At 54.8% G+C, this 22,593-nt stretch carries 24 protein-coding genes and 2 tRNA genes; 14 read left to right on the forward strand and 12 right to left on the reverse strand.

Going from position 1 to position 22,593, the window contains the following annotated elements; genetic code table 11:
* Positions 1–7: 7 nt before the first annotated feature.
* The 3 genes from folP to thiD are packed head-to-tail and all read left to right on the forward strand — an operon-like array spanning position 8 to position 3,300.
* Positions 8–1,054, forward strand: a complete 1,047-nt coding sequence (folP, locus tag GbCGDNIH6_RS05740; RefSeq protein WP_072563163.1) for a dihydropteroate synthase — start codon at positions 8–10, stop codon at positions 1,052–1,054.
* A gap of 54 nt (positions 1,055–1,108) precedes the next feature.
* Positions 1,109–2,482 (forward strand): phosphoglucosamine mutase, encoded by a 1,374-nt coding sequence (gene glmM / locus GbCGDNIH6_RS05745; protein WP_072563164.1) that lies wholly within the window; start codon positions 1,109–1,111, stop codon positions 2,480–2,482.
* Positions 2,479–3,300: a bifunctional hydroxymethylpyrimidine kinase/phosphomethylpyrimidine kinase gene (gene thiD / locus GbCGDNIH6_RS05750; protein ID WP_072563165.1), complete on the forward strand. Its 822-nt coding sequence runs from the start codon at positions 2,479–2,481 to the stop codon at positions 3,298–3,300. Before glmM ends, thiD begins: the two co-directional genes overlap by 4 nt.
* Positions 3,301–3,313: 13 nt before the next feature.
* Here the strand turns inward: thiD and GbCGDNIH6_RS05755 are convergent, their stop codons facing one another.
* From GbCGDNIH6_RS05755 to gpt, 3 genes are read right to left on the reverse strand one after another with little or no spacing between them, the layout of a single operon-like run.
* The gene (locus tag GbCGDNIH6_RS05755) at positions 3,314–4,303 is read right to left on the reverse strand and encodes an extracellular catalytic domain type 1 short-chain-length polyhydroxyalkanoate depolymerase (RefSeq protein WP_072563166.1); all 990 of its coding nucleotides are present in this window, start codon (positions 4,301–4,303) and stop codon (positions 3,314–3,316) included.
* A 34-nt stretch (positions 4,304–4,337) separates the two neighbouring features.
* A complete protein-coding gene (locus tag GbCGDNIH6_RS05760; RefSeq protein WP_072563167.1) occupies positions 4,338–4,817 on the reverse strand; it encodes a hypothetical protein in 480 nt (159 codons plus the stop codon).
* Positions 4,817–5,287 carry a xanthine phosphoribosyltransferase gene (gene gpt, locus GbCGDNIH6_RS05765; RefSeq protein WP_025286575.1) on the reverse strand — a complete coding sequence of 157 codons (471 nt, stop codon included), beginning with the start codon at positions 5,285–5,287 and terminating at the stop codon, positions 4,817–4,819. Before gpt ends, GbCGDNIH6_RS05760 begins: the two co-directional genes overlap by 1 nt.
* A gap of 139 nt (positions 5,288–5,426) precedes the next feature.
* On the opposite strand from gpt, the gene GbCGDNIH6_RS05770 reads away from it, so the two are divergent.
* Entirely contained in the window at positions 5,427–7,022 is a 1,596-nt protein-coding gene (locus tag GbCGDNIH6_RS05770; RefSeq protein WP_072563168.1) for a gamma-glutamyltransferase family protein, read from the forward strand.
* Here GbCGDNIH6_RS05770 and GbCGDNIH6_RS05775 read toward each other — a convergent pair.
* From GbCGDNIH6_RS05775 to GbCGDNIH6_RS05785, 3 genes are all read right to left on the reverse strand, one after another.
* A complete protein-coding gene (locus GbCGDNIH6_RS05775; protein WP_157692334.1) occupies positions 7,019–7,741 on the reverse strand; it encodes a DUF1045 domain-containing protein in 723 nt (240 codons plus the stop codon). The genes GbCGDNIH6_RS05770 and GbCGDNIH6_RS05775 overlap by 4 nt on opposite strands.
* Positions 7,738–8,910, reverse strand: coding sequence for an alpha-D-ribose 1-methylphosphonate 5-triphosphate diphosphatase (locus tag GbCGDNIH6_RS05780; protein ID WP_332455408.1), 1,173 nt, complete (start codon positions 8,908–8,910; stop codon positions 7,738–7,740). The genes GbCGDNIH6_RS05775 and GbCGDNIH6_RS05780 overlap by 4 nt, the downstream gene beginning before the upstream one ends.
* An 86-nt stretch (positions 8,911–8,996) precedes the next feature.
* Positions 8,997–9,072 (reverse strand) — tRNA-Asn (locus tag GbCGDNIH6_RS05785).
* Between the two features lie 197 nt (positions 9,073–9,269).
* On the opposite strand from GbCGDNIH6_RS05785, the gene GbCGDNIH6_RS05790 reads away from it, so the two are divergent.
* The 7 genes from GbCGDNIH6_RS05790 to GbCGDNIH6_RS05820 all read left to right on the forward strand — a co-directional run bounded on the left by GbCGDNIH6_RS05790 (position 9,270) and on the right by GbCGDNIH6_RS05820 (position 13,758).
* A tRNA-Leu gene (locus GbCGDNIH6_RS05790) sits at positions 9,270–9,353 on the forward strand.
* A gap of 43 nt (positions 9,354–9,396) precedes the next feature.
* Complete coding sequence (locus GbCGDNIH6_RS05795) at positions 9,397–9,594, forward strand: hypothetical protein (protein ID WP_072563171.1); 198 nt, start codon at positions 9,397–9,399, stop codon at positions 9,592–9,594.
* A gap of 18 nt (positions 9,595–9,612) precedes the next feature.
* On the forward strand, positions 9,613–10,479 hold the full coding sequence (locus GbCGDNIH6_RS05800; protein ID WP_072563172.1) for an aminotransferase class IV: 867 nt from the start codon (positions 9,613–9,615) through the stop codon (positions 10,477–10,479).
* Positions 10,476–11,135 carry an HAD family hydrolase gene (locus GbCGDNIH6_RS05805; protein ID WP_072563173.1) on the forward strand — a complete coding sequence of 220 codons (660 nt, stop codon included), beginning with the start codon at positions 10,476–10,478 and terminating at the stop codon, positions 11,133–11,135. Before GbCGDNIH6_RS05800 ends, GbCGDNIH6_RS05805 begins: the two co-directional genes overlap by 4 nt.
* Before the next feature lie 110 nt (positions 11,136–11,245).
* Complete coding sequence (hfq, locus tag GbCGDNIH6_RS05810) at positions 11,246–11,527, forward strand: RNA chaperone Hfq (protein ID WP_072563174.1); 282 nt, start codon at positions 11,246–11,248, stop codon at positions 11,525–11,527.
* An 18-nt stretch (positions 11,528–11,545) separates the two neighbouring features.
* Entirely contained in the window at positions 11,546–12,928 is a 1,383-nt protein-coding gene (gene hflX / locus GbCGDNIH6_RS05815) for a GTPase HflX (RefSeq protein WP_072563175.1), read from the forward strand.
* The gene (locus tag GbCGDNIH6_RS05820; RefSeq protein WP_072563176.1) at positions 12,925–13,758 is read left to right on the forward strand and encodes an inositol monophosphatase family protein; all 834 of its coding nucleotides are present in this window, start codon (positions 12,925–12,927) and stop codon (positions 13,756–13,758) included. Before hflX ends, GbCGDNIH6_RS05820 begins: the two co-directional genes overlap by 4 nt.
* Here the strand turns inward: GbCGDNIH6_RS05820 and mazG are convergent.
* From mazG to GbCGDNIH6_RS05845, 6 genes are all read right to left on the reverse strand, one after another.
* Positions 13,749–14,567: a nucleoside triphosphate pyrophosphohydrolase gene (gene mazG, locus GbCGDNIH6_RS05825; RefSeq protein WP_072563177.1), complete on the reverse strand. Its 819-nt coding sequence runs from the start codon at positions 14,565–14,567 to the stop codon at positions 13,749–13,751. The two genes, GbCGDNIH6_RS05820 and mazG, sit on opposite strands and share 10 nt — an antisense overlap.
* Entirely contained in the window at positions 14,554–15,735 is a 1,182-nt protein-coding gene (locus tag GbCGDNIH6_RS12575; RefSeq protein ID WP_081369983.1) for an RMD1 family protein, read from the reverse strand. The genes mazG and GbCGDNIH6_RS12575 overlap by 14 nt, the downstream gene beginning before the upstream one ends.
* Positions 15,736–15,859: 124 nt before the next feature.
* Positions 15,860–16,027, reverse strand: coding sequence for a hypothetical protein (locus GbCGDNIH6_RS12355; RefSeq protein WP_011631835.1), 168 nt, complete (start codon positions 16,025–16,027; stop codon positions 15,860–15,862).
* 112 nt (positions 16,028–16,139) lie between these two features.
* The gene (locus tag GbCGDNIH6_RS05835; protein WP_025286587.1) at positions 16,140–16,325 is read right to left on the reverse strand and encodes a hypothetical protein; all 186 of its coding nucleotides are present in this window, start codon (positions 16,323–16,325) and stop codon (positions 16,140–16,142) included.
* A 61-nt stretch (positions 16,326–16,386) separates the two neighbouring features.
* Entirely contained in the window at positions 16,387–16,917 is a 531-nt protein-coding gene (locus tag GbCGDNIH6_RS05840) for an HPP family protein (protein WP_072563178.1), read from the reverse strand.
* Positions 16,918–17,048: 131 nt separating this feature from the next.
* Entirely contained in the window at positions 17,049–17,816 is a 768-nt protein-coding gene (locus tag GbCGDNIH6_RS05845; protein ID WP_072563179.1) for a hypothetical protein, read from the reverse strand.
* A 243-nt stretch (positions 17,817–18,059) separates the two neighbouring features.
* Between GbCGDNIH6_RS05845 and GbCGDNIH6_RS05850 the strand changes: the two genes are divergently transcribed.
* From GbCGDNIH6_RS05850 to GbCGDNIH6_RS05860, 3 genes are read left to right on the forward strand one after another with little or no spacing between them, the layout of a single operon-like run.
* Entirely contained in the window at positions 18,060–18,617 is a 558-nt protein-coding gene (locus tag GbCGDNIH6_RS05850; RefSeq protein WP_198355818.1) for a PAS domain-containing protein, read from the forward strand.
* Positions 18,610–22,056, forward strand: a complete 3,447-nt coding sequence (locus tag GbCGDNIH6_RS05855) for a chemotaxis protein CheB (RefSeq protein ID WP_072563181.1) — start codon at positions 18,610–18,612, stop codon at positions 22,054–22,056. The genes GbCGDNIH6_RS05850 and GbCGDNIH6_RS05855 overlap by 8 nt, the downstream gene beginning before the upstream one ends.
* On the forward strand, positions 22,049–22,408 hold the full coding sequence (locus GbCGDNIH6_RS05860) for a response regulator (RefSeq protein ID WP_072563182.1): 360 nt from the start codon (positions 22,049–22,051) through the stop codon (positions 22,406–22,408). Before GbCGDNIH6_RS05855 ends, GbCGDNIH6_RS05860 begins: the two co-directional genes overlap by 8 nt.
* Positions 22,409–22,593 lie beyond the last annotated feature (185 nt).

Here is a 22,593-nt window from a genome sequence, read left to right on the forward strand (position 1 = left end):
GGCTGAGATGACGCGACATCAGGAGGCGGGGGCACACAAAGACATTCTTGCCCCCGTTGAGCCGCTTGGGTTGTTGAATGCAGAGGCAGCGCGTCTGGCTGTGTCGTCAGGCGCAGCGATTCCCTTTCTTGGGGGCCCATTGGCATTCTCTCTGTACAGGCAAGGTGATTCCGTTTTTCCTGCGGCCACGCTGCAAGAGCCGGAACGGGAAAGATTGACAGCCCTCCGTCCACACTGGGCCGGTTTTGCACGACCGGCAATTATGGGCATCATCAATGTCACGCCAGACAGTTTCAGCGATTCCGGTGACCGCTTCGATGTTGGTCGTGCCGTTGCCGATGCAGAAGAGATGCTTGCTCAGGGGGCCGATATTCTGGATATCGGGGGGGAAAGCACCCGTCCGGGCAGTGTTCCCGTGCCCCCTGAAGAAGAACAGCGGCGCATTCTGCCGGTCATCAGCGCTTTGGCAGCCAGAGGGGCGGTGATTTCTGTCGATACGCGCAATGCATCCACCATGCGGAAGGCGCTTGATGCGGGAGGGCGTATTTTCAATGATGTCTCTGGCCTGACGCATGATTCTGCTTCGCTTCGTCTTGCGGCGGAGGCCCAGTGTCCCGTGGTGCTGATGCATATGCGCGGTACACCGGCGACGATGATGGATGGTGCCAACACCGCCTATGAAAACGTGGTCGAGGATGTTTTTTACGAGTTGCAGCATCTGCTGAACGAAGCTGAAAAAGCCGGCATCCATCGTGACAATATCGCCATTGATCCAGGGATCGGCTTTGCCAAGCTGAATCGTCACAGCGTGGCCTTGCTGGATCGACTACCTTTGCTTGCCACACTGGGTTGTCGCCTGCTGATTGGTGTATCGCGTAAAGGTATGATTGCAGCACTCGCCGGAGACAGGACTATTCCTCCGAAACAGCGTATGCCCGGTTCGGTGGCAGTTGCTTTGCATGCCCTGTCGCGAGGGGCCGATATTTTGCGGGTTCATGATGTGGCCGAGACGGTGCAGGCCGTCAAAATCTGGATGGGATTGGAGGCTGGTTGAAGCGATGAATATCGAAACCCGTCTATGGGCTGATGGCTTCGGCTTTGATCCGACATGACGCAGAAACGTCTCTTCGGAACCGATGGCATTCGCGGGACGGCGAATACCGCACCTATGACAGCGGAAATCGCCCTGCGGGTCGGGCAGGCCGCAGGGCTGCTGTTTACACGCGGTGACCACCGGCACCGGGTGATTATCGGCAAGGATACCAGGCTGTCAGGATATATGATCGAACCGGCGCTGACGGCTGGTTTCATTGGTGCGGGCATGGATGTTACCTTGGTCGGGCCATTGCCGACGCCGGCTATTGCGATGCTTACCCGCTCCCTGCGGGCTGATCTCGGCGTTATGATCTCGGCATCGCATAATCCTTATGAGGATAACGGTATCAAGTTGTTCGGGCCGGATGGTGAAAAACTGTCTGACGCCACTGAGATGGAAATCGAGAGGCTGCTTCATGACGATCTGTCCGGCCAGCTTGCTGCGCCTGCCGCGCTTGGCCGGGCTGCCCGTCTTGAGGATGCAGCAGGGCGTTACATCGAAAGCGCCAAGTCAACCTTTCCGAAATCACAGCGTCTGGATGGTCTGAAAATCGTGCTCGACTGTGCCAATGGGGCAGCTTATCGCGTTGCGCCGACGGTGCTGTGGGAGTTGGGAGCAACGGTGATCCCGCTGGGTGTCAGTCCGGACGGGTTCAATATCAATTCCGGCTGCGGTTCCACGGCTCCGGATTATTTATGTGCTCAGGTGGTGAAGCACGGCGCTGATCTGGGTATTGCGCTTGATGGAGATGCGGATCGTCTGCTGGTCTCTGACGAGCGCGGGCATCTGGTGGATGGTGACCAGATCATCGCATTGATTGCCAGAAGCTGGTCTGCCAGCGGTCGTTTGCGCGGTGACGGCGTTGTGGCGACGGTCATGTCCAATCTGGGACTGGAGCGCTTTCTAAAAGCAAACGGGCTGATCCTGGACCGGACCCGTGTCGGTGACCGCTACGTGGCCGAGCAGATGAGGGCAACAGGCCGCAACATCGGTGGTGAGCAGTCTGGTCATGTTATCCTGTCTGATTATGCGACCACCGGAGATGGGCTGATTGCTGCGTTACAGATCCTGTCTGTTTTGGTGGAGGAGGGAAGACCGGCCTCTGAGACGTGCCGAGTATTTACTCCTTTGCCACAGAAACTGAAAAACGTGCGCTACCATCGGGATAATCCGCTTCTTCATCCCAGAGTGAAGCAGGCGATTGCTGATGCTGAAAGTGACTTGAACGGGCACGGGAGACTGCTGATCCGACGCAGTGGAACGGAGCCGCTGATCAGGGTGATGGCGGAGGCGGAAGATGAAACCACCGTTATCCGTATCGTCGATGAGTTATGTGATGTTATTGCTGCGTCAGCAGAGTCTGAAACACAGGTGCAAATTCGATGAGGGGACGGGTTCTCTCAATTGCAGGCTCGGATTCCGGCGGGGGGGCCGGTGTTCAGGCTGATATCAAAACCATTACGGCGCTCAATGGTTATGCTTTGACAGCGTTGACGGCCTTGACAGCGCAGGACACTCAGAATGTCCATGCCACGCTTCCGGTGCCTCCCGATTTTGTGGCTTTGCAGATCCGTTTTGCTCTGGCTGATCCTGGTGTCGATGCTATTAAAACCGGAATGCTGACAAACGCAGCGACTGTGCAGGTGGTGCTGGATGAGATCAAAAACTCTGCCAGACTGATTACTGCCCGGCTGCCTTTGGTGGTTGATCCTGTAATGATCGCAAAGGGGGGCGCATTCCTGCTTGATGCTGAGGCTGTTGCGCTGGTGCGAGAGGGGCTGGTACCTGCGGCTTCTGTGCTAACCCCCAACCTGCCGGAAGCATCAGCCCTGACAGGATTATCCGTGATTGATGAAGCCAGCATGAAACAAGCCGGTCAATTTTTGCTTGAGAAAGGAGCCCGTGCGGTACTGCTCAAAGGCGGCCATTTGCAAGGACCAAAAGTCGTTGATCTGCTGCTGACACAGGATAGCGTCAAACGCTACGAGGCACCCAGAATTGATACGAGGCATACGCACGGAACCGGCTGTACGCTAGCCAGCGCGATCGCAATCGGTCTGGCACAGGATATGACGCTGGAAGATTCCGTGACCCGCGCGATCAGCTATGTCAGGGCGGCCATGATCAGGGCACCCGGTTTTGGGGGCGGCCACGGTCCGTTGAACCATGCCATTACCGTCAATCGTCTGACGCGCTGGGATTGAGAGTCTGGCAGCTTTAAACTTTCCAGAAACCGGTAGCCTGGTCAGCGGCATCAATCCCCGCAACAGGCTGCACGTATGGATCGCTTGTCCCATGCCATGGCTGGTTAGCTGGTATCGCGTGCCCAAGACTGGGAACAAGATGCATTGATACCAGCGTTTCACCGTCACGTTGCCAGTTAATTCCTTCTGGCCTTGCAGCCTGCTCAGGTAATATCTCTGCCTGCATATTATGCGAAAGACGGTGTAGACTGAGAAACTGCCTTGCCAGCAATCCGGCGTTCAACGGTGAGACTACCTTGTCAGCAAGTCCGTGCCAGATGCTGACACGCGGCCAGCGCGCTACATTGGATGGGGCAAGTAACCGTGCGCAGGTTTCCAGATACTCATCACTGTAAACGGACAGGCTTTTTTGCATCAGCGACAGGGCGCCAGCAGGTGTTTTGACGACATTGATGGGCAATCCACCAAACAGCATGCCGGATGCAAATACGTCCGGATATGTTGCCAGCATGGAAGCAGCCATGGCTGCACCTGCGGATAATCCTGCAATATGTATCTGGCCAGGATCAACCGGATACGTTGTACAGGCGTGACGTATCATGGAAAGGATCGAGATGGTTTCCCTGCCGTTGCCGCCAATATCTTCAGGCCGGAACCAGTGGAAGCATCCGGCTGGATGATTGGCTTTGGACTGGACAGGTAAAAGAAGAGGCGCATTGAGCCGCTCTGCCAGAGCAATCCAGCCGGATGTGGCGGCCAATGACTCTGCATCCTGCCCGCATCCATGCAGCAGAATCAGAAGCGGGCAGGGCTTCTTTTCCTGTCGGGAGGACGGGGGATAGACAAGCATGTTGAGACGGCCCGGGTCAGGACCGAAATGATCGATCCTGACTGGCTTCTTTTCCAGCCTGGCTGTGTGCTGGATGAGTGGAGACGGAACTGACTTTTGTAAGAGTTCAGCTGCATGAAGCGCTGTCCGCAGCCATGATCGAACCAGTTTCATGTATCAGGAACAGGCGCGGGTCGATCGGGTTTTTTCACTGCGCCGGAAGCTGCTTCCAGTAGGATTTGAAAAAACCCCTGCTGTCCAGCTTGGCCTCATGCGGAGAACGCAGCGGCTCCTTCCCTTTGCAGGACCATGTGAAGGGGGAGTTATGGCCAATCACATACATAGGGACGAAATCCGTATCCGGATGTCCCTGGCACCATTCCGTAATGGGACCGGGTGTACCAAGGCTTACATCCGCCTTTCCACAGGGCAGATTGGCTCCTGGGCTGCATATCCACACAGCATGATCCATGCAGCGCCATTGCAGCATGGAAGAGGCATGCGGTTTCAGATCGAACAGGGCATCTCCCTTGGTATGAAGTGAAGATGGGATCGGACGTACTGTATCATTGGTGCCGATGGATTTGCAGTATGCCACCGGATCCTGACCGCCATCCGCTGCCCTGGCCATGTTGGAAACCAGTGTCAGAAGGCTGATGGCTGCAAGGGAAGATTTTAAAAGGACCATTACACTGTCTGCTTTTTGATCGGGGCGACGAATTGAGGTTCCGTGTCCCACGGGAACAGGATCCATGTATCCTGAGACACTTCAGTCACGAATGTATCAATATCGTCTTTACCGTCAGGCTTGGCGTAAAGACAGGCGAAATGTGCCTTTGGCAACAATGTCCGGACTGCACGCAGTGTGGTGCCGGTGTCCACCAGATCATCGATCACCAGAAAGCCGGTCCCATCACCGGCCGCGTCAGGCATCTTGGTCACCACGGGCAGACCGCGCGCCTCGTCTTCATAGGTCATCACCGACACGCTTTCGACCAGGCGGCATTCCAGTTCCCGGGCAATAATGGCAGCCGGGATCAGGCCGCCACGGGTGACGGCGACGATCCCCTGCCATGGCTGTTCGATCAGTCGCCAGGCCAGCGCCTTGGCATCCCGGTGAAGCTGGTCCCATGTGACTGTGTAATAGCGTTCGGCCATCAGATGATCCGTGTTTCAATTGCCACGGTCCTGTCCGGGCTGGGCGATTTTGGCTGTGCCGGCAGAGGCAGACAAGTCCGGAATGGACCTTTCTGCCGGGAGCATTGCTATCCATCATACAGGGCGGCACAATTCCGGAATGCGCGATTTTCATTTTCCTGGCCGCAGCCCGGCCATTGGCGGCGAAGGAATGGCCGCAACCTCTATGCCTTCTGCGACTCTTGCAGCGCTGGATGTGCTGAAAAGCGGCGGGAATGCAATGGACGCTGCGATTGCAGCGGTCGCCGTTTTAAGCGTGATAGAGCCTCAGGCCACTGGAATCGGTGGTGATTGCTTCTGTCTATATGCGCCTGCAAGTGGTGGGGTGTATGCGTTGAACGGCTCTGGTCGCTCCCCGGGGGCCCTGACGCTGGAGGCGTTGGAGAAACAGGCCATCACCGTGTTGGAGCCAACATCAGCGCATGCGGTGACCATTCCTGGTGCCGTGGCGGCGTGGGAGGCTCTGCTTACCAGATTTGGCACGAAAGGGCTGGATACGCTGTTGCAGCCCGCCATCGCGTTGGCTGAGCAGGGCATGCGGGTTCATGCCCGTGTGGCGCTCGACTGGAGCCGGAACGAGGACAAGCTGCGCAATACAGGGGCCTATGCCTTTCTGCCGGACGGCCATGCACCGTCCATGGGGGATCTGTTTCATCAGCCAGCTCTGGCTGAAACGCTGCGTGTGATCGCAAGACAGGGCGCGCGTGGATTTTATGAAGGTGCGGTTGCTGCCGATATGGTGGCCACCTTGCGGGCCAAAGGCGGCCTGCATACCGAGGAGGATTTCGCGGCTGGGCTGACAGCACCGGAATTTGTAACTCCGATCCATCGGGCATGGAAAAACTATGAGGTCTGGCAATGTCCGCCGAACGGATCGGGCCTGTTGGTGCTGATGATGTTGGGAATTCTGGAGGGGTTTGAGCATCCGCCAAAAGGTCCGTTAAGCGCGTTACGGCTACACCGGCATGCCGAGGCAGCGAGGATGGTCTATCGCGACCGCGATGCGTTTCTGGCTGATCCATCACAGGTTGCTGTGCCGCTGGAGCGGCTGTTGAGTGATACTTATCTCAGCGCGCTCCGTGACCTGATTGATGACCAGAAGGCAACGACAGCCCTGCCGGCCGCTGGTGAAACACTGCTGCCGAGGCATCGGGACACGGTGTATCTGTCTGTGGTTGATCGCTACGGCAATGCGTGCAGCCTGATAAACTCTCTGTTCAACGATTTTGGCTCCGGCATTCTGGCCGGGCAGAGTGGTGTATTGCTGCAAAATCGAGGGCTTGGATTCCGGCTGGAACGCGGACATCCGAACTGTGTCGGTCCGCGCAAACGACCCATGCATACGATCATTCCGGGGATGCTGATGAAAGATGGTCAGGCTGTCATGCCTTATGGCGTGATGGGCGGTCATTTCCAGCCGATGGGGCAGACCCTGTTTCTGACCAACATGCTGGAATTCGGGATGGATGTGCAGCAGGCGCTGGACTGCCCCCGTTTGTTTCCGTTCCGGGGTAAACTGGAAATCGAACGCGGTATTCCGGTCGAGGCCCGCACAGCGCTGACCGCGTTGGGCCATGATCTGGAGGAAATTGAGTTTCCGCACGGTGGCGGACAGGCAATCTGGATCGACCGACAGCGTGGTGTTCTGCTGGGTGGGTCGGATCCACGCAAGGATGGATTGGCGATGGGCTACTAAATGGCTCTCGCCAAAGGAAACCTGGCCAGTAGTGAAAAATTTTGCTCCGGATCCTTCTGCCGATAAACACAGAGGGCATCGACCAGGCGCATTTTGTCCAATGCGGCGGAGAAATGTTTCTCTGCCGCAGACTGGATCGTTGGAATGGCAGAGACAGGCAGTTTTTCGCTGAGTGTCATGTGAAAACGCCACTCATCCAGCACATCGGGATAGCCCCATTGCTGGAGCATGGCCTCTCTGGCCGGTGAGAGCGGCCATTTCCTGCGTCTGGCGCGTTCTTCATCTGTGGGTGGCGCCCGGAAGGGGTCGAGCGCGATGACGCATCGATCACACAGCGCCCGTAGTGCGGATGAGGGACTCTGTTCGGTCAGGGCCAGAAAACCCTGCACTGTGGTGACGCTTAGCGCTGGCATAGGGAAAACAGGAATCATGCCTGCAAGAGCTTCTACCGCTGCCAGAAACTCCTTTTCATGATATCCGGCATTCAGCCTGACAGGAGGCTTCAAGGTTGCATGGAACCCGTAGCGACGCGGTGAAGCCGTCAGGGCGGCCCATTCCGCGGATGACCAGCCGGGCAGGGCAGGCTGAAGCAGGGGTTCATCTGTGAGCGGATCACGACCCAGCCAGCAGCATCCTGCCTGCCATAGCGGATCAGCGGGATCAGGGGCGTAGTAGATCGCGTATCGCGCTATACTCGCAGCAGGAAAGGTGGTTATCACGCGACGCGTTTGCCCTGACGCCATACGGCCCGCACCACGGGTATCCCCAGATGGACATGGACCCGCACCAGATCGGCCCGCAGCCCCGGAGCGATCCTTCCACGGTCGTGCAGCCCTGTCATAATGGCAGGGACTTCGGTGACAAGCCGGATGGCGGCGGGAAGATCAAGGCGTGCAATGGAAGCAGCCATAAAGGCTGCTTCCAGCATCGCAAAAGGCACGTAATCAGAGGCCAGTGCGTCGATCAGCCCGTTCTGGAGCAGTTCGGCGACGGAGACGTTGCCGGAATGCGATCCGCCGCGAACGACATTGGGAGCACCGCCGATAATCGCCATCCCGGCGGCACGGGCGGCTTGGGCGGCCACCAGACTGACCGGGAATTCGCTGATTTTAACACCATCGGCCGCGTTTTCAGCAATTTCCTCTTCGGTGCGGTCGTCATGGCTGGCAAGGGCTATTCCCCGTGGCCTTAGCAAGTCGAGAATCGCATTACGATTCGGCCTGCGCAATGTGCTGCGTCTGGCCTGTGCCTGTTGGATCTGGTTTTCAGTCTCCTCGACGGAATATCCATCGCTCTGCAGGAGTGCCCGGTAGCGGGTCAGGTCGGAATATTGGCCATGACCGGGAACATGATCCATCAGGCTGGCCAGTTTCAGTCTGGGATGCTCAGCCAGTGGCCTCAGCATATCCAGCGTATCGGGAGCGGGCATCTCACAGCGCAGATGAAGAAAATGCTCCGCCTTGAGCATGTTGCCGGATGCAAGGGTATCGAGATCTTTCACACCATCCCGGCATGTCAGCATTCTTTCTTCCTCGAAGCCGAGATTACCGAGGCAAAGACTATCGAAAACGGTGGTGATACCGGCGGCGACACATTGCGCATCATGAGCCAGAAACGCCGACACGGATGGAAAACGGGCATTTTGCCGCGGCAGAACCTGACGTTCCAGATTATCAGTGTGCAGATCGATCAGGCCTGGAATCAGCAGGTCACCTCCCAAATCTTCTCTTTCTTTCCCGAGGGAGGAATCGGAGCCGATCGAAGAAATAACACCATCTGCAATGGTGACTGAGGTCTCCACGACGTGATCAGGGAGCACGATCCGGGCATTGGTCAGCACAAGGGAATGCATCCCCCATAGGTGCACCAGAATCCCTGTATCCGCCAAGATCAAGAATCACGGGAAATAATAAATCCTCATCCATCATTAAGGATTTATCAGCATGTAGATCAATTTTCAGGAAATTAAAGCACTGGCTCCCGGAGTAGGACTCGAACCTACGACCCAGCGGTTAACAGCCGCTTGCTCTACCAACTGAGCTATCCGGGAACAGCGTGGCGGTCATATAGCCGGGTCGATCCGGCTTGCAAAGCCCTCTTTGTCAAAAAATATGACATTCCGGTTTTGCCGGGGATGGGCTGGCAAAAAATAAGCGATACCGGTATTGTCCACCTGCCCGTTATGGTTCAGGTGATCAAGCCTGTGGTTTCGGATCGATGGTCCGGACAGGCCGGATCGAGGCAGGCGCGAGAGTGGCGGAACGGTAGACGCAGTCGACTCAAAATCGACCGCCGCAAGGCATGGGGGTTCGAATCCCCCCTCTCGCACCAATATCCCGACCAAAACCTTCCGGCATGGTGGGGAGTCTACAGCATGCGGCATTTTATCAGCGACATGCGCTTTTTCATGGATCGTATCCATCGACCGCAGGCTATTCTGCTGGCTATCTGTACTGTTTGCGCCACGATCTCAATCGTTACAGCCTCTCTGGATGGCCCTATCTGGATTACAACATTGTTCGGCGTACCGTGTCCGTTTCTCTTTTTTGTTGTCATTGCCATGATCGTATAAGCCGACATTGATCGCTTTATGGCACGCATCGCGTATGTAAATGGCCGCTATCAGTCGCTCCGGCAAGCGGCGGTCGCTGTTGAGGATCGCGGTCTGCAATTCGGCGATTCGGTATATGAGGTTATCTACGTCGCCCATGGGCAGCTGATGGATGCGGGACTGCATCTGGCGCGTCTGCGCCGTTCCCTTGATGCATTACGTCTTCCGTTCGTTTTTCACGAATTGTCTTTGATTGCGGTGTTGACGGAAGTTGTCAGGCGAAACCGGCTATGTTCCGGGCTGCTCTATATCCAGATTACCCGTGGCCATGCACCCAGGGCGCATGCATTTCCTGACGGTCAGGCGCGGCCCACGATGATCGTGACGGCCCGATCAGTAACATCCTGTCCGGCTCATGCCGAAGGCTGGGGTGTTTTCGCCATCACTCTGCCGGATGATCGCTGGGCGCGTTGTGATATCAAGACAACCAACCTCCTTCCGAATGTTCTGGCGCGGCAGCAGGCGAGAGAACAAGGCGCTGCAGAAGCGATTCTCTATGACAGGGACGGAAACGTGACCGAGGGAGCCGCCACGACCGTATGGGCAGTGGGTGCGGATGGTGTGCTGAGGACACGAAATCTGGACTATTCCGTGTTGCCTGGCTGCACGCGGGAGATTCTGAAAACGGATGTTCTTCCAGCTCTCGACGGGTTTTCCGTGCGGGAAGAACCTATCGCGCTTCATGAGCTGAGGACTGCGCAAGAGATTTTTTTGACCAGTGCGACGAGCTTTGTGAAACCGGTGCTGCGGCTGGATGGTTTGGCGGTCGGCGATGGAACGCCAGGCCCTGTTGCACGCCATATGCTGCATCATCTGTCGCTTCATTTCGACAAACAGGTACCATGACCGACGATCGACCGGATGCCATCCTGTGGGACTGGGACAACACCCTGATCGATGGCTGGGTTGCGATTACCTCTGCCCTGAATACTGTGTTCTGTCATTTCGGACGTCCCGTCTGGACAGTGATGGAGACGAAAGCACAGGTGCGAGGTTCAGCCCGTGATACCTTTCCCGCTATGTTCGGAACACGATGGGAGGAGGCGCGGGATATTTTCTATGGTACACTGTCAGCCAGTCACCTCGATCATCTGAAGCCCATGCCGGGGGCCGAGTCCATGCTGCGTGCAGCCTCCCTCTGGCCGCAGGCCGTGGTATCGAACAAGGCGGGAGATTTTCTGCGTCGGGAAGTAGCCCATATCGGGTGGGAGCCTTTTTTCGGTGCGGTGATCGGTGCCGGGGATGCAGCGGCAGACAAACCTGCTGCGGCGCCTATTCTGCTGGCGCTTGAGCGCATGCGCTATACCGGGAAACGTAGCAAGGTCTGGTATGTCGGGGACACTGCTTTGGATATGCAGGCAGCCCGTGCCGCCGGATGCACTGCCGTTCTTTTGGGCGATGCCGTCCATGACGGGGGAATTGCCCGGGCTATATTTGATCATCATGTTCAGGATGGGCATGCATTGGCCGCCATGCTCAACGTATTGCATGGCAGGCCCTGACCCAGCTTGCCAGCGCTCCGGATGCCCCGCATAATCAGCTTCAGCCGGTGCGAAGCCGCATCATTCCACGGGCACCTTAAAACAACAAAAAAAGAAGGGAAAACAGAGCCATGGCCAGTGAGAAGTCCCAGAACGTTCAAGATGTCTTTCTCAACCATGTGCGCAAGAGCAAGACACCGGTGACGGTATTTCTGGTCAATGGGGTCAAGCTTCAGGGTATTATTACCTGGTTTGACAATTTCTCTGTTCTCTTACGCCGTGACGGGCATACTCAGCTTGTCTATAAACATGCAATCAGCACCGTGATGCCTGGTGCACCCATTCAATTGTTCGACGCGACCAAGCCGGAAGGCGGTAGTGGCCATGATACGGCCGCCTATTCCGACGAATAGAATGTCGCGCCAGAGGATATGGCGATTCAAGATTTTTCTTCGACTGACCATTCAGCCCATTCCGTCTCCGCCGGCCCGGCCAGGGCAGCGGTCATCCTGCCCTGGGAAAAGCCTGAGCGTGGGGATAAGGTAGAGCGGCTGGATGCTGGCCGCGCTGCCGAGGCGCGGTTGGCCGAGGCCGTAGGGCTTGCAGCCTCTATCGGCCTTGTGGTGGTGCATAGCGGGGTTTTGCCACTTCGTGCTCGTCGCCCTTCGACCCTGCTGGGCGAGGGACAGGTACAACTGACCGGCCAGGCACTGGCAGGTCAAAATATCACGGTTGTTATCGTCGATGCCGCCCTGACCCCGGTGCAGCAGCGAAATCTGGAACGGGCCTGGAACACCAAGGTCATTGATCGGACCGGTCTGATTCTGGATATTTTCGGTGAGCGTGCAGCTACACGCGAAGGTACTCTGCAAGTCGAACTGGCACATCTGGAGTATCAACGCTCCCGTCTGGTGCGGTCCTGGACCCATCTGGAGCGTCAGCGCGGCGGTTTCGGCTTTCTCGGTGGTCCCGGTGAAACCCAGATCGAGGCTGACCGTCGTCTGATTACCGACCGGATCGTGAAGCTGAAACGCGAACTGGAACAGGTGCGCCGAACCCGTGGCCTGCACCGCACGGCCCGTCAGCGTGTGCCTTTTCCTGTCGTGGCACTGGTGGGCTACACCAATGCCGGTAAATCAACACTGTTCAATGCGATGACCGGTTCCACCGTTCTGGCAAAAGACCAGCTTTTTGCAACACTTGATCCTACGATGCGTGGATTACGCCTGCGTTCGGGACGTCGTGTCATCCTGTCAGATACGGTTGGTTTCATCAGCGAGCTGCCCACCGAATTGATCGCTGCTTTCCGCGCCACATTGGAAGAGGTGGCCGAGGCCGATGTCATCCTCCATGTCCGTGATGTTTCGCACCCTGATACGGCGGCACAGCGCCATGATGTGCAGCTTGTTCTGGATGGAATGGTTCGTGATCATGATCTGGATGCCGATTGGCGCGGCCGTATGATCGAGGTTTTGAACAAGGCCGATCTGCTCGGCGGCGTCGAGCATGTCAGCGTGGCACCGGGCAGCGTGGCTGTCTCCGCCATCACCGGCGCCGGGCTGGATGAGTTGCAGGTTGTTATTGATGCCAGAATCGCCGCCAGCCTTACCATCGCGCATTATTCTGTTCCTGCCGCGGATGGTGCGGCCATGGCGTGGCTGCATGAGCATGCGGAGGTTCTGGGCCGTCAGGATGATGCAGAGAATGGCATGATTGCCGTTACTGTTCGTGTGCGCCCGGCTGATCAGGCCCGTTTTGAACGTCTTTATAAAGCGCGTCCCATAGCCGATAAGCAGGGCGCTTCAAGCCAATGACTCGTCTGACCGTCGCGCAGATTGAGAGTGTCGCCGGTATTCTGGCTGAAGCATCAGTGCAGGAGATTATGCCCCGTTTCCGTCGACTGTCAGCAGAGTCGGTGCGGATGAAAACCGGCCCGCTCGATCTCGTGACTGATGCGGATGAGGCAGCGGAGCAATGGATTACACAGGCATTGCTGCGACAGTTTCCATCTGCCCTTGTGGTCGGTGAAGAGGCCGCCGCCAAAATGCCATCCCTGCTGGATGCACTGGCAGATGCTGATCTGGCTTTCGTGGTAGACCCGATAGATGGCACCTCCAATTTCGCGGCAGGTTTGACGCTGTTCGGCTGCATGGCGGCGGTGCTGAGCCGGGGTGAGATCATTGCCACGATCATTCATGATCCAGTTGGCCGCGATACCGCCTTTGCTCTTCGGGGAGAGGGGGCATGGGTCAGCTTTCCAGATGGCATGCGTCAGGATCTCAGGGTTGCGGTCTCGGTACCGGTTGCGGCCATGACCGGTGCTGCATCATGGCGTTTCCTGGTCGAGCCGCTGCGCAGTTCCGTCTGTCAGGGCATGGTGCAGGTTGCGCAAAGCTTCGATTTTCGTTGTGCGGCGCATGAATACCGTATGCTGGCAGGTGGCCACTGCCATTTTTTATTGTTCAACCGCCTGATGCCCTGGGATCACGCCCCTGGTGTCTTGCTGCATCGGGAAGCCGGTGGATATTCCGCGCAGTTCGATGGTCGACCGTACAGCCCGCTACGGCATGAGGGCGGATTACTGTGTGCTCCCGATGCCGAAAGCTGGCATCGTCTGGCGCAGGCATTGCTGGGTCAGGGCTGAGACGCTTCGCGTTCCCGGTTTTTGACAGCCTGCCACTCTGCCTCCATGGCATCCAGCCCGGCATCGGCCGGAGACAACCCTTTTTGGGCCAGTGATGCTTCCACTGCGTTGAAGCGACGCTCGAATTTTGCATTGGCAGCCCGCAGGACGGTTTCAGGGTCCAGGCGCAGCTTGCGGACGAGATTGGCCATCACGAACATCATGTCCCCCAGCTCATCTGCCAGCCGTTCAGGATCGGCCGAGGGTAATTCAGCACGCAATTCCGCCGTTTCCTCGGCCAGTTTTTCCAGCACGGCATTGGCATCAGGCCAGTCGAAGCCGACCCGTGCGGCCCTTGCCGTCAGCTTTGCGGCTCGGCTGAGGGCGGGCAAGTTGGTCGATATACCCGCCAGCACACCTGTTTCCGCCTTGGCCAGCCGTTCCGCCTGTTTCCTGGCTTCCCATGCTGCCGTTCCGTGACCGGATGTAGCAGGATCGCAATCCTCCGGTGCGAACACATGAGGGTGGCGGCGGATCATCTTGTCAGTGATGCCCTGAGTGACAGAAGCGAAGTCAAAACTGCCTTCCTCGGATGCCATTTGGGCATGGTAGACGACCTGAAGCAGCAGATCCCCCAGCTCATCCTGGAGCGCAGCACGGTCACCACGGCTGATGGCATCTGCCACCTCATAGGCTTCCTCAATCGTGTAAGGTGCGATGGTGGCGAAGCTTTGCTGAATATCCCATGGACAGCCTCCCTCAGGATCGCGCAGGCGACGCATGACGTTTAGAAGGGAGCCAATCGCGGCAGTCGGATCAGTGTTCGACACGTAATAACGCCAGAAAAACTTCGATCATGATCAGCAGGATGACGGCAACTTCCAGCATTTGTCCACGGCTGCCGGCAGCTTCTTCATACAGGGCCGAATACGTATCCCGTACGATGTCCAGCTTGCGATCCACGGCTGCACTGACTGCCTTGACGCGGAAAAGATCAAGCGCCGCCCCATAAATGCGAGCCAGATAGACGTCTTCCGTCACCTGAAGCGCATTATCGACCCGCTCGGTCAGCTCCGTCACCTCTGCCACCAGCGTATGGAAGCGCCGGGCCAGAGTCGCAAAACGGCGGGGGGCATAGATATCGAACCGCTTCCGTGCCGCTTCTACCATATTGTACATACGGGGAAGTTCGGCATCGAGCAACTCGTCATAGAATCGCATCTCCAGCAGCTGGGCATTGGCGACTTCCAGCACATCCAGAATATCGCTGTCACCCCGTGCATCGATAATGAAGGCCCGGTCCCAGGTCAGGATGACCAGATCATCCTCATAATAGGAAAAGCGCTGGCGCAGCAGATCACGCCGTGCCTGTTGGGAGAGAGGGCGTGTTTCACCGGAAAGCAGGGCGGCGATGTCAATTTTTGTATCGAGCGCGTCAATACTGATCGGTTCGTTGAAATGCCGAACAAAAGCGATCTGGTAATCTTCCTGTAAAGAGCCATCTGTGGGTTTTTTCCAACAGGGCAAAAGGGTTTTACGCAGGGTAGACAGGATATCGCGCCAGACCGTCGCTGTTTCCTCATTATCCAGAACCGTAAATATGCCGTCATGGAGCGTCACAAAATCCTGCCAGAGCATATCCTTGACAGGCCGTCGTATTTCAATGACGAGAGCGCCAAAATCATATAATCGGACGGCAACCGCCACTTCATGCGTTGATAGACCGACAATCAGTTGTCGGATTCCGAGATCAATGGTCAGTGGAGGATTGCCGAATGATACCGCTTTGGGAGATGTCGTGCTGAGACTGGCACGGGCAGGGCGTGACCTCTCATCTGACTGGCGTTGAAGCCAGAGTCGCTCTGCCTCTTTCAGGTCCATTTCGTAAGCGACGTCGACAAGACGCAAGGCGATAATATCGCCCGTTACTGTCAGACCGGAAGAAGCGGAGACCGGTGGGACAGCCGGAAAAGGCATTGCAAAGTCTGAAGACGACATGGTGGCTGGCACGTAGTGAAATCCGGTACTGTCACAGAGCAGCGCATGCTATTGTGAACCAGCAACAGTTCATTAATCAAGTCTGCTTCATATGACAGTTCCGGAGCAAGCGGCAAACGATTGCTCAATCCAGATCCTGTGCCTTTCCGGCATCGCGGTGGTTAGGGTCTTTCCCTTCCAGACGCAGCAGGAAGCGATGATAGCGTTCCATCACCACATCTTCACTGGTGCCGCTGACGGCTGCGGCTGTTGCCAGCAAGGCAGCAATCAGATCACTTGTTTGTGGGGTCATGGCGGCACCTTTTTTGCTGTTTCGTTCTTTTCAGAATGGACAACAGATACCGAAACTACAATTAAATAAGGTTATATTTCTTTTTTAAGTATTGTGATAACGACCGCTCGTTCTATTTATCGTGGGTACGCTCTGCACGTTCCCAGAACGCTTTCATCGGGCCAGTATCTGGATCATGCCCTGTGACACGTTGGGCAAAGCGCAGATAACGCTCGATGACCAGTTCTTCACTGGCCTGTCCGATCGTCGCAGCAACGGTCAGCAACGCGGCCGTCACATTTTTATCATCGCTATCCATGTCAATTCCCTTATCTACCGTTGGCTGACTGTGTGCCAGATCACGGTGCAAATGCAACCAGCTACTGCATGGCGGCCTCGCTTTTAGCTGTCAGATCAGGGTTACCGCTGTGCAGCACGGGATAAGGGGTACCGCTGAGCTTGTGAAAGCAGGCTGCAATGGCCACAAGGGCGCATGAGCCGGTCAGAATGGGCACAAATGCAAAGCTCATATCCGGATTGAGAGCGAAGATAACAAGCGGATTGGCCCCGGCTGGCGGGTGGGTCATACGCAGAACGGTCATCAGGGCGATAGCCAGACCGACACCAAGGGCAGCGGCCCACCATGTGTTTGGTAGAATAGCCAGCAGCGCCAGACCAGTCAGCGTGGATACAAGATGACCACCAATGACGTTGACGGGTTGGGATAACGGACTGTGAGGCACCGAGAACAGCAGAACGCTGCTGGCCCCGAATGGTGCGATCAACATCGGTAATTCGGAATAGGCTGCGGCTGCTCCTATCGAGCCAACTCCAAACAATCCTCCAATTCCTGCCAAAATCGCGGCGCGGGCTGGCTGGGAGGGTTGGTGACGAATGAGAAAACGACGCATGCCTGAGAAGACCCTGCAAAAGCGAACATTTTTGGTGCAAATTATGTACGTTTTTATAGCAGAGTGACCAATTTATATCAAATGTCGCAAGCGCTGTGATGACGGTCCGGGTTCAGGCCGGAATGATCAGATCAATGGGCCGCATATCGCAAGCGATGACGCTCCAGCGTTTTTCTAACCCCTTCAAGGGCCTGCAGGACTTCTTCCTGAAAATCAGTCCGCTGCAAATGGTGGATGTTGCTATGTGCGGCACAGACAACGGGTGTATCCCGCCACTGTCGTGCAAGGCCGGAGGCCCATCGTGTATAGCAGTCAGCAGCATCGGCGTTTTTCTGCAAGGCCTTCCCCAGCAAAGGATGAAAAGTCAGGTGGGGAGATGGGACAAACCTCCTGAGGATAGGAGGTATTTTCACAACATTCAGAGTATCATCAACATGCACGATGCCACTGGCGCGATGCCGTGCCAGCACAGAAGCCGTGTGGACCCTTGGATTGGATGAAATAAAATCGATTCCTTCCGGCACAGAGAATTCGAGGTCATCGCCAAAAAGCTGTTGTACCTCCCTATCTTCAATCAACCCGGTTTCCCAGGTAAGATCTGGCCAAATCTCCCGGTGTCGTCGTGTCCCATACAGACGGACATGGGGAAAAAGCCGATGGATGGAAGCACAATGGAGTGTATGGAAAGGATGAACATTGATGATGGCATCAATAGCTTGCCCATTATCTGTCATCGCGGACAGAGCTTTATGGTGCTCGCCGCTGATTGGGTAGCTGTCGAGCAGGATGAAGCGTCCGTTTCTTCTGCGGATCACTGACATATGGGTGCCTATATCGTATAGACCAGCCAGTTTGAAGCTGCCCCTCACAGTCCAGAAGTCGGAGCTTATTTGCTTCATGGATAAATGCCGTCCTGATGGTGTGTGGACCCGAACCGGACAAAACATCGTATAATCCGAAAGGTTGCATAAAATTTTCTGCCCTTATGCTGGAACTAAACTTGTTTGTTTAATTTATGAGGAAAATAAACCTAAATTTTTGTTATAAATATTTTGAATATTAATTAGTGTAACTTATCAGTATCTTTTTCAACTTACGCCGAAAAACGGTGTCTTATGAAACGAGTGGCAGAAGGATTATACGTGAAACAGTCAGCCCCTGCCTATCTGATAGATTATTTTCAGCATTCCCGGGTGGCGCTGGCGTTGGCGGCACCTGACGGGAATTATGACCTGCTGTGGGTCAACGGGCCATTCAGGGTCTTGACCGGATATAGTTCCGCCGAAGTCATTGGCAAGAATTGCCGGTTTTTGCAGGGCGATGCTGACAATGAAGCTGCAAAAGCAAAAATAAGACAGTTTCTGCAGAATCAGGATCAGGCCAGCCTAAGAACGCTAGTTGTCAACTTCCGTAAGGACAAAGTTCCGTTCGTTAATCTGCTCTCTCTATCCCGTCTGCGAGGGGCGGACGGAACGACTAAATACATCTTTGCATCTCAGTTTGATGTCAGTCGTTCCCATCCTGATCTTCTTATCAATTATGATAGGGAACTGGCAGCCACACTTGGCGGTTTACGCTCCATTGTGAAAGATGGAGGCGTCGTGGTTCAAGGGACAGTGCTGACGATTGCCAATACCTCGGCCCTCGTTGCCCAGGCCAAGATGACGCTAGCGGAGCTGGAAAACGTACCAGATGCATGACAACTCTCTGGCGGCCGACAGAAAAGGGAACAAAAATCAGGCTGCTTCCTTTCCCGTTGTTGGGATAGGTGCATCAGCAGGGGGGCTGGAAGCCCTGCGCGATATGCTTTCCACTGCCATGCTCCCTACTGGGATGTCCTATGTTATCATCCAGCATTTGGACCCTAACCATGAAAGCATGTTGGCTCAGCTCCTCGATCGCAACACCGCCCTGCAGGTGATCCAGTGTGCGGGGGGAGAGAAAATAGAGACTGATATTGTCTATATCATTCCTCCAGGTCATGGGCTTGTCATTCGTAACGGTGTTCTAGAACTGACCCAATTTCAGCAACCGCGTGGACTGCGTCGTCCAATCGATGATTTTTTCCTGTCGCTTGCCAGTGATCAGCAGGCAAATGCTGTCTGTGTTATCCTGTCGGGAACGGGAGGAGATGGTACAACCGGATTGCGGGCCATCAAGGAAAATGGTGGAATCTGCGTTGTACAGCAGCCTGAGACTGCCCGTTATGACGGTATGCCCCTTTCAGCAGTGGCAACAGGTCTTGTCGATTTCATATGCCCCGCCTGCGAAATCCTGAACTGTATAAAAACTTTCTTCAAGAGACGAGTGAATGATAAGTTGGATATTGAAACTGCCACAGTGGCTGATCACATCAATGAATTATGCCGTGTAATGCGTGCTAATACAGGGCATGATTTTGCAGGTTACAAGCGTTCAACCCTGATTCGCCGTGTTGAGCGGCGTATGCACGTACTTGGGATCAACAATGGCCGTGCTTATGTAAACAGGATCAGAGAGGATGTCGCAGAACGTGAGGCATTGTTCCGTGATCTTCTGATCAATGTGACCCGTTTTTTTCGTGATCCAGAAGCATTTCTGGCACTGCGCAGCAAAGTGATCGAACCATTGCTGCGTGAACGTACGGCCGATGAAGATATACGGATATGGATTCCAGGCTGCTCTAGCGGAGAAGAAGCCTACACGATTGCGATCATGTGTGCAGAAGCAGCGCGAACCACTGGTCAGCCATTGGCTGTGCAGATTTTTGCCACGGACATAGATGAACAAATGTTATCTATCGCCAGGGAGGGCTCATATCCAGCTTCGGCCTTGATAGATATTCCGGTGGAAATGAGAGAACGTTATACAGTTCCCCATGCTGAGAGATTTTCAATTATCTCCCCGATTAGGGACATGATCCGTTTTTCCAATCACAGCCTCATAAAAGATCCACCCTTTTCAAGAATTGATCTGGTTTCCTGTCGCAATTTGCTGATCTATTTTGCTGACCAATTGCAGCAGACTGTTATTCCACTCCTGCATTATGCCATCCGCGCAGGCGGATATCTTTTTCTTGGTCCATCAGAAAGTGTTGGGCGCTTTGAACATCTGTTCCCGAGCATTGACCAGCATGCGCACATTTTTATACGTCCTCCGGGGGCTCCGAATTATCCGATTGATCTACCTACCAACTTACGTCAGCGTTCTTCCATGAGGGAAAGAGGAGGTAAGGGAAATACCAGCGCGCTCGGAGACGAAAGTGCAGCGATAAGACGCTTGGTGGAACGCTATGCGCCACCAAGCCTTGTGGTGGATCCCGATGGAGGCATTCTGGCGGCGTATGGGAAGCTGAGCCGGTATTTTGAATTTCCAGTGACCAGAACAGGCGGAAGCAGCGCAATCAACTTGGCCCGTCCCGGGTTAAGGGATGTCATGGGTGCGCTTCTGCGTCAGGGACGTGACCAAAAACGGAACGTTGTCGTTCGTGATGTTGCTGTTGAAACTGATTTTGGTACACAGCCTGTTGAAGTAACCTGTGATCCTTTAAGCGATGGATGTCTGCTTTTTGTTATCCGTGATAGTGGGCCGTTCAAACCACTGGAAGATTCTGAAGTCTATGAAATTCAGGTCGAGGACGATCATCGCGAAGCCCTGGAAGATGAACTCCGCTTAACACGGTATCGTCTGCGCTCTGCAGTGGAGGAGCTGGAGACCGCAAATGAGGAGCTTAAAAGCTCCAACGAAGAAATGATGTCGATGAACGAGGAGCTTCAGTCAACAAACGAGGAACTTGCAACCGTTAATGATGAGCTAAAAAGCAAGGTTGATCAGCTGACTGTCGCAAATTCTGATCTTCGTAATTTCTTTGAATCTACTGATCTTGCTGTGGTCGTGCTGGATGCAGACCTTAAAGTGCGTAGTTATACAGAGGCAGCAACCAGGATTTTTCCTTTGAAGCCCTCTGACCGTGGTCGCCCTTTGTCGGATGTGGCCAGCAGGCTAGCGACAATTGAATATTTCGAAGATGCGAGGGCTGTGGCCTGTGGCGCTGAATCGTTGCAACGCCGGGTGACGACACAGGATGGAAAGCACATTTATTCCATGCGTGTTCTTCCATATAATACTCATAAAGGCACTGTGGATGGTGCTACTCTAGTGCTGACTGACATCACCGATGCGCTTGTGATGGAACGGCAACTGGCCGCAGAGCGCGAGCGTCTGGATATCGCCATTAAGACAGCAGGGATCGGTATATGGGAATATTGCCCGGAAACCGGTGAAACCGTAATCGATGAGGTGGAGCAGAAGCTGTTTGATGTCGATGGCGTAGAAGGCGGACAAATCAGTTCCTTGCTCGAACGTATCCATCCAGAGGATATTCGAGCCGTTGAAGCAGCGTTGCGACGAGCCTCTTCCGGGAACGGAGATTATGAAGCAAGTTTCCGTATCAGGACTAAAGATGATACTGAACGCTGGATCAAAGGATTTGGCCGCGTTGTTGCCGGCAGTGCTCCGATGCGTCTGGTGGGTGTTTCTATTGATGTAACGCCTGAATACACGCTTGCTGAAACGCGCCATCTCATGCTGCGCGAGATGAACCACCGTGTCAAAAACCTGTTTGCGGTTATTGCTGGAATTGTAACGGCTGTTTCGCGGGGTCACGACAATGTTCCGACCTTTGCACGCGATATACGTGATCGTATCGCATCTCTCGGCAATGCCCATTCACTGGCCGCATCAGGAGGTGAGCCAAAGGCTATTGACCTTCAGGAGTTGGTGGAGGTGACGCTTGCCCCCTATCGTCATGACACAAAAATAGATATTCACGGTCCTTCCATGCTGATTGATCGGTCTGCTCTTTCTTCCTTTGCCCTTATTTTACATGAATGGGCTACGAATGCGGTGAAATACGGCGCTTTGGGCGGCAAGGATGGTGCATCCCTATCCGTTACATGGAAACGGTCTGAAAATGGCCTGCACCTGATATGGAATGAACATCAGGTAAAACCGGTTATTGAACCTGTAAAAAGAGGGTTTGGATCTCTGTTGGTGGAGACCAGTGTGCGTCAGTTGCGTGGGCAGATAGAGAGGTCCATGAATGGGACTAATCTGTTCATCACTCTTCGACTTCCGAATGGCGTATTAAGCAATGGTTAAGCTCGTTCTTCTGGCAGAGGACGAGATGTTTATTGCTCTCGATCTTCAGATAATCCTTGAGGAAGCGGGCTGCGCCGTTATTGGGCCTCTGGCAACATTGGATGAAACGCTCAGTTCATTGGATGATTTGAAAGACACAAAACTGACAGCTGCGCTTCTGGATGTCCGGCTTGCGGATAAGGATATATTTCCTGCGGCTGATCGATTATACCAAGCGGGTGTGCCTTTACTTTTTCATTCTGCTCATGCGGATGAGAAAATCCTCCGTCAACGCTATCCGGAGGCTGCAATTTTTCCAAAGCCATGTACGCTGGATGAGTTGTATCAAGTTATTCGGCGTATAGTGGAATAGCAAACCGATACAGCCAGGTAATGCCTGAAAAGGGGGGGGGGAGGATAAACATGTAACCTCCACCCAAGAAAAATTCTTTCATACAAAATACAGTTGATCTTAAACACAGGGCTTCTCAACAGGAATCTCTTTCGAAAAGCAGGATTGTTTTATCCTGCTTTTCTCAAGACATTTTCAGTTGAGAA

Origin of the sequence: Granulibacter bethesdensis, from assembly GCF_001889525.1 — a bacterium.
GTDB lineage: Bacteria > Pseudomonadota > Alphaproteobacteria > Acetobacterales > Acetobacteraceae > Granulibacter > Granulibacter bethesdensis_C.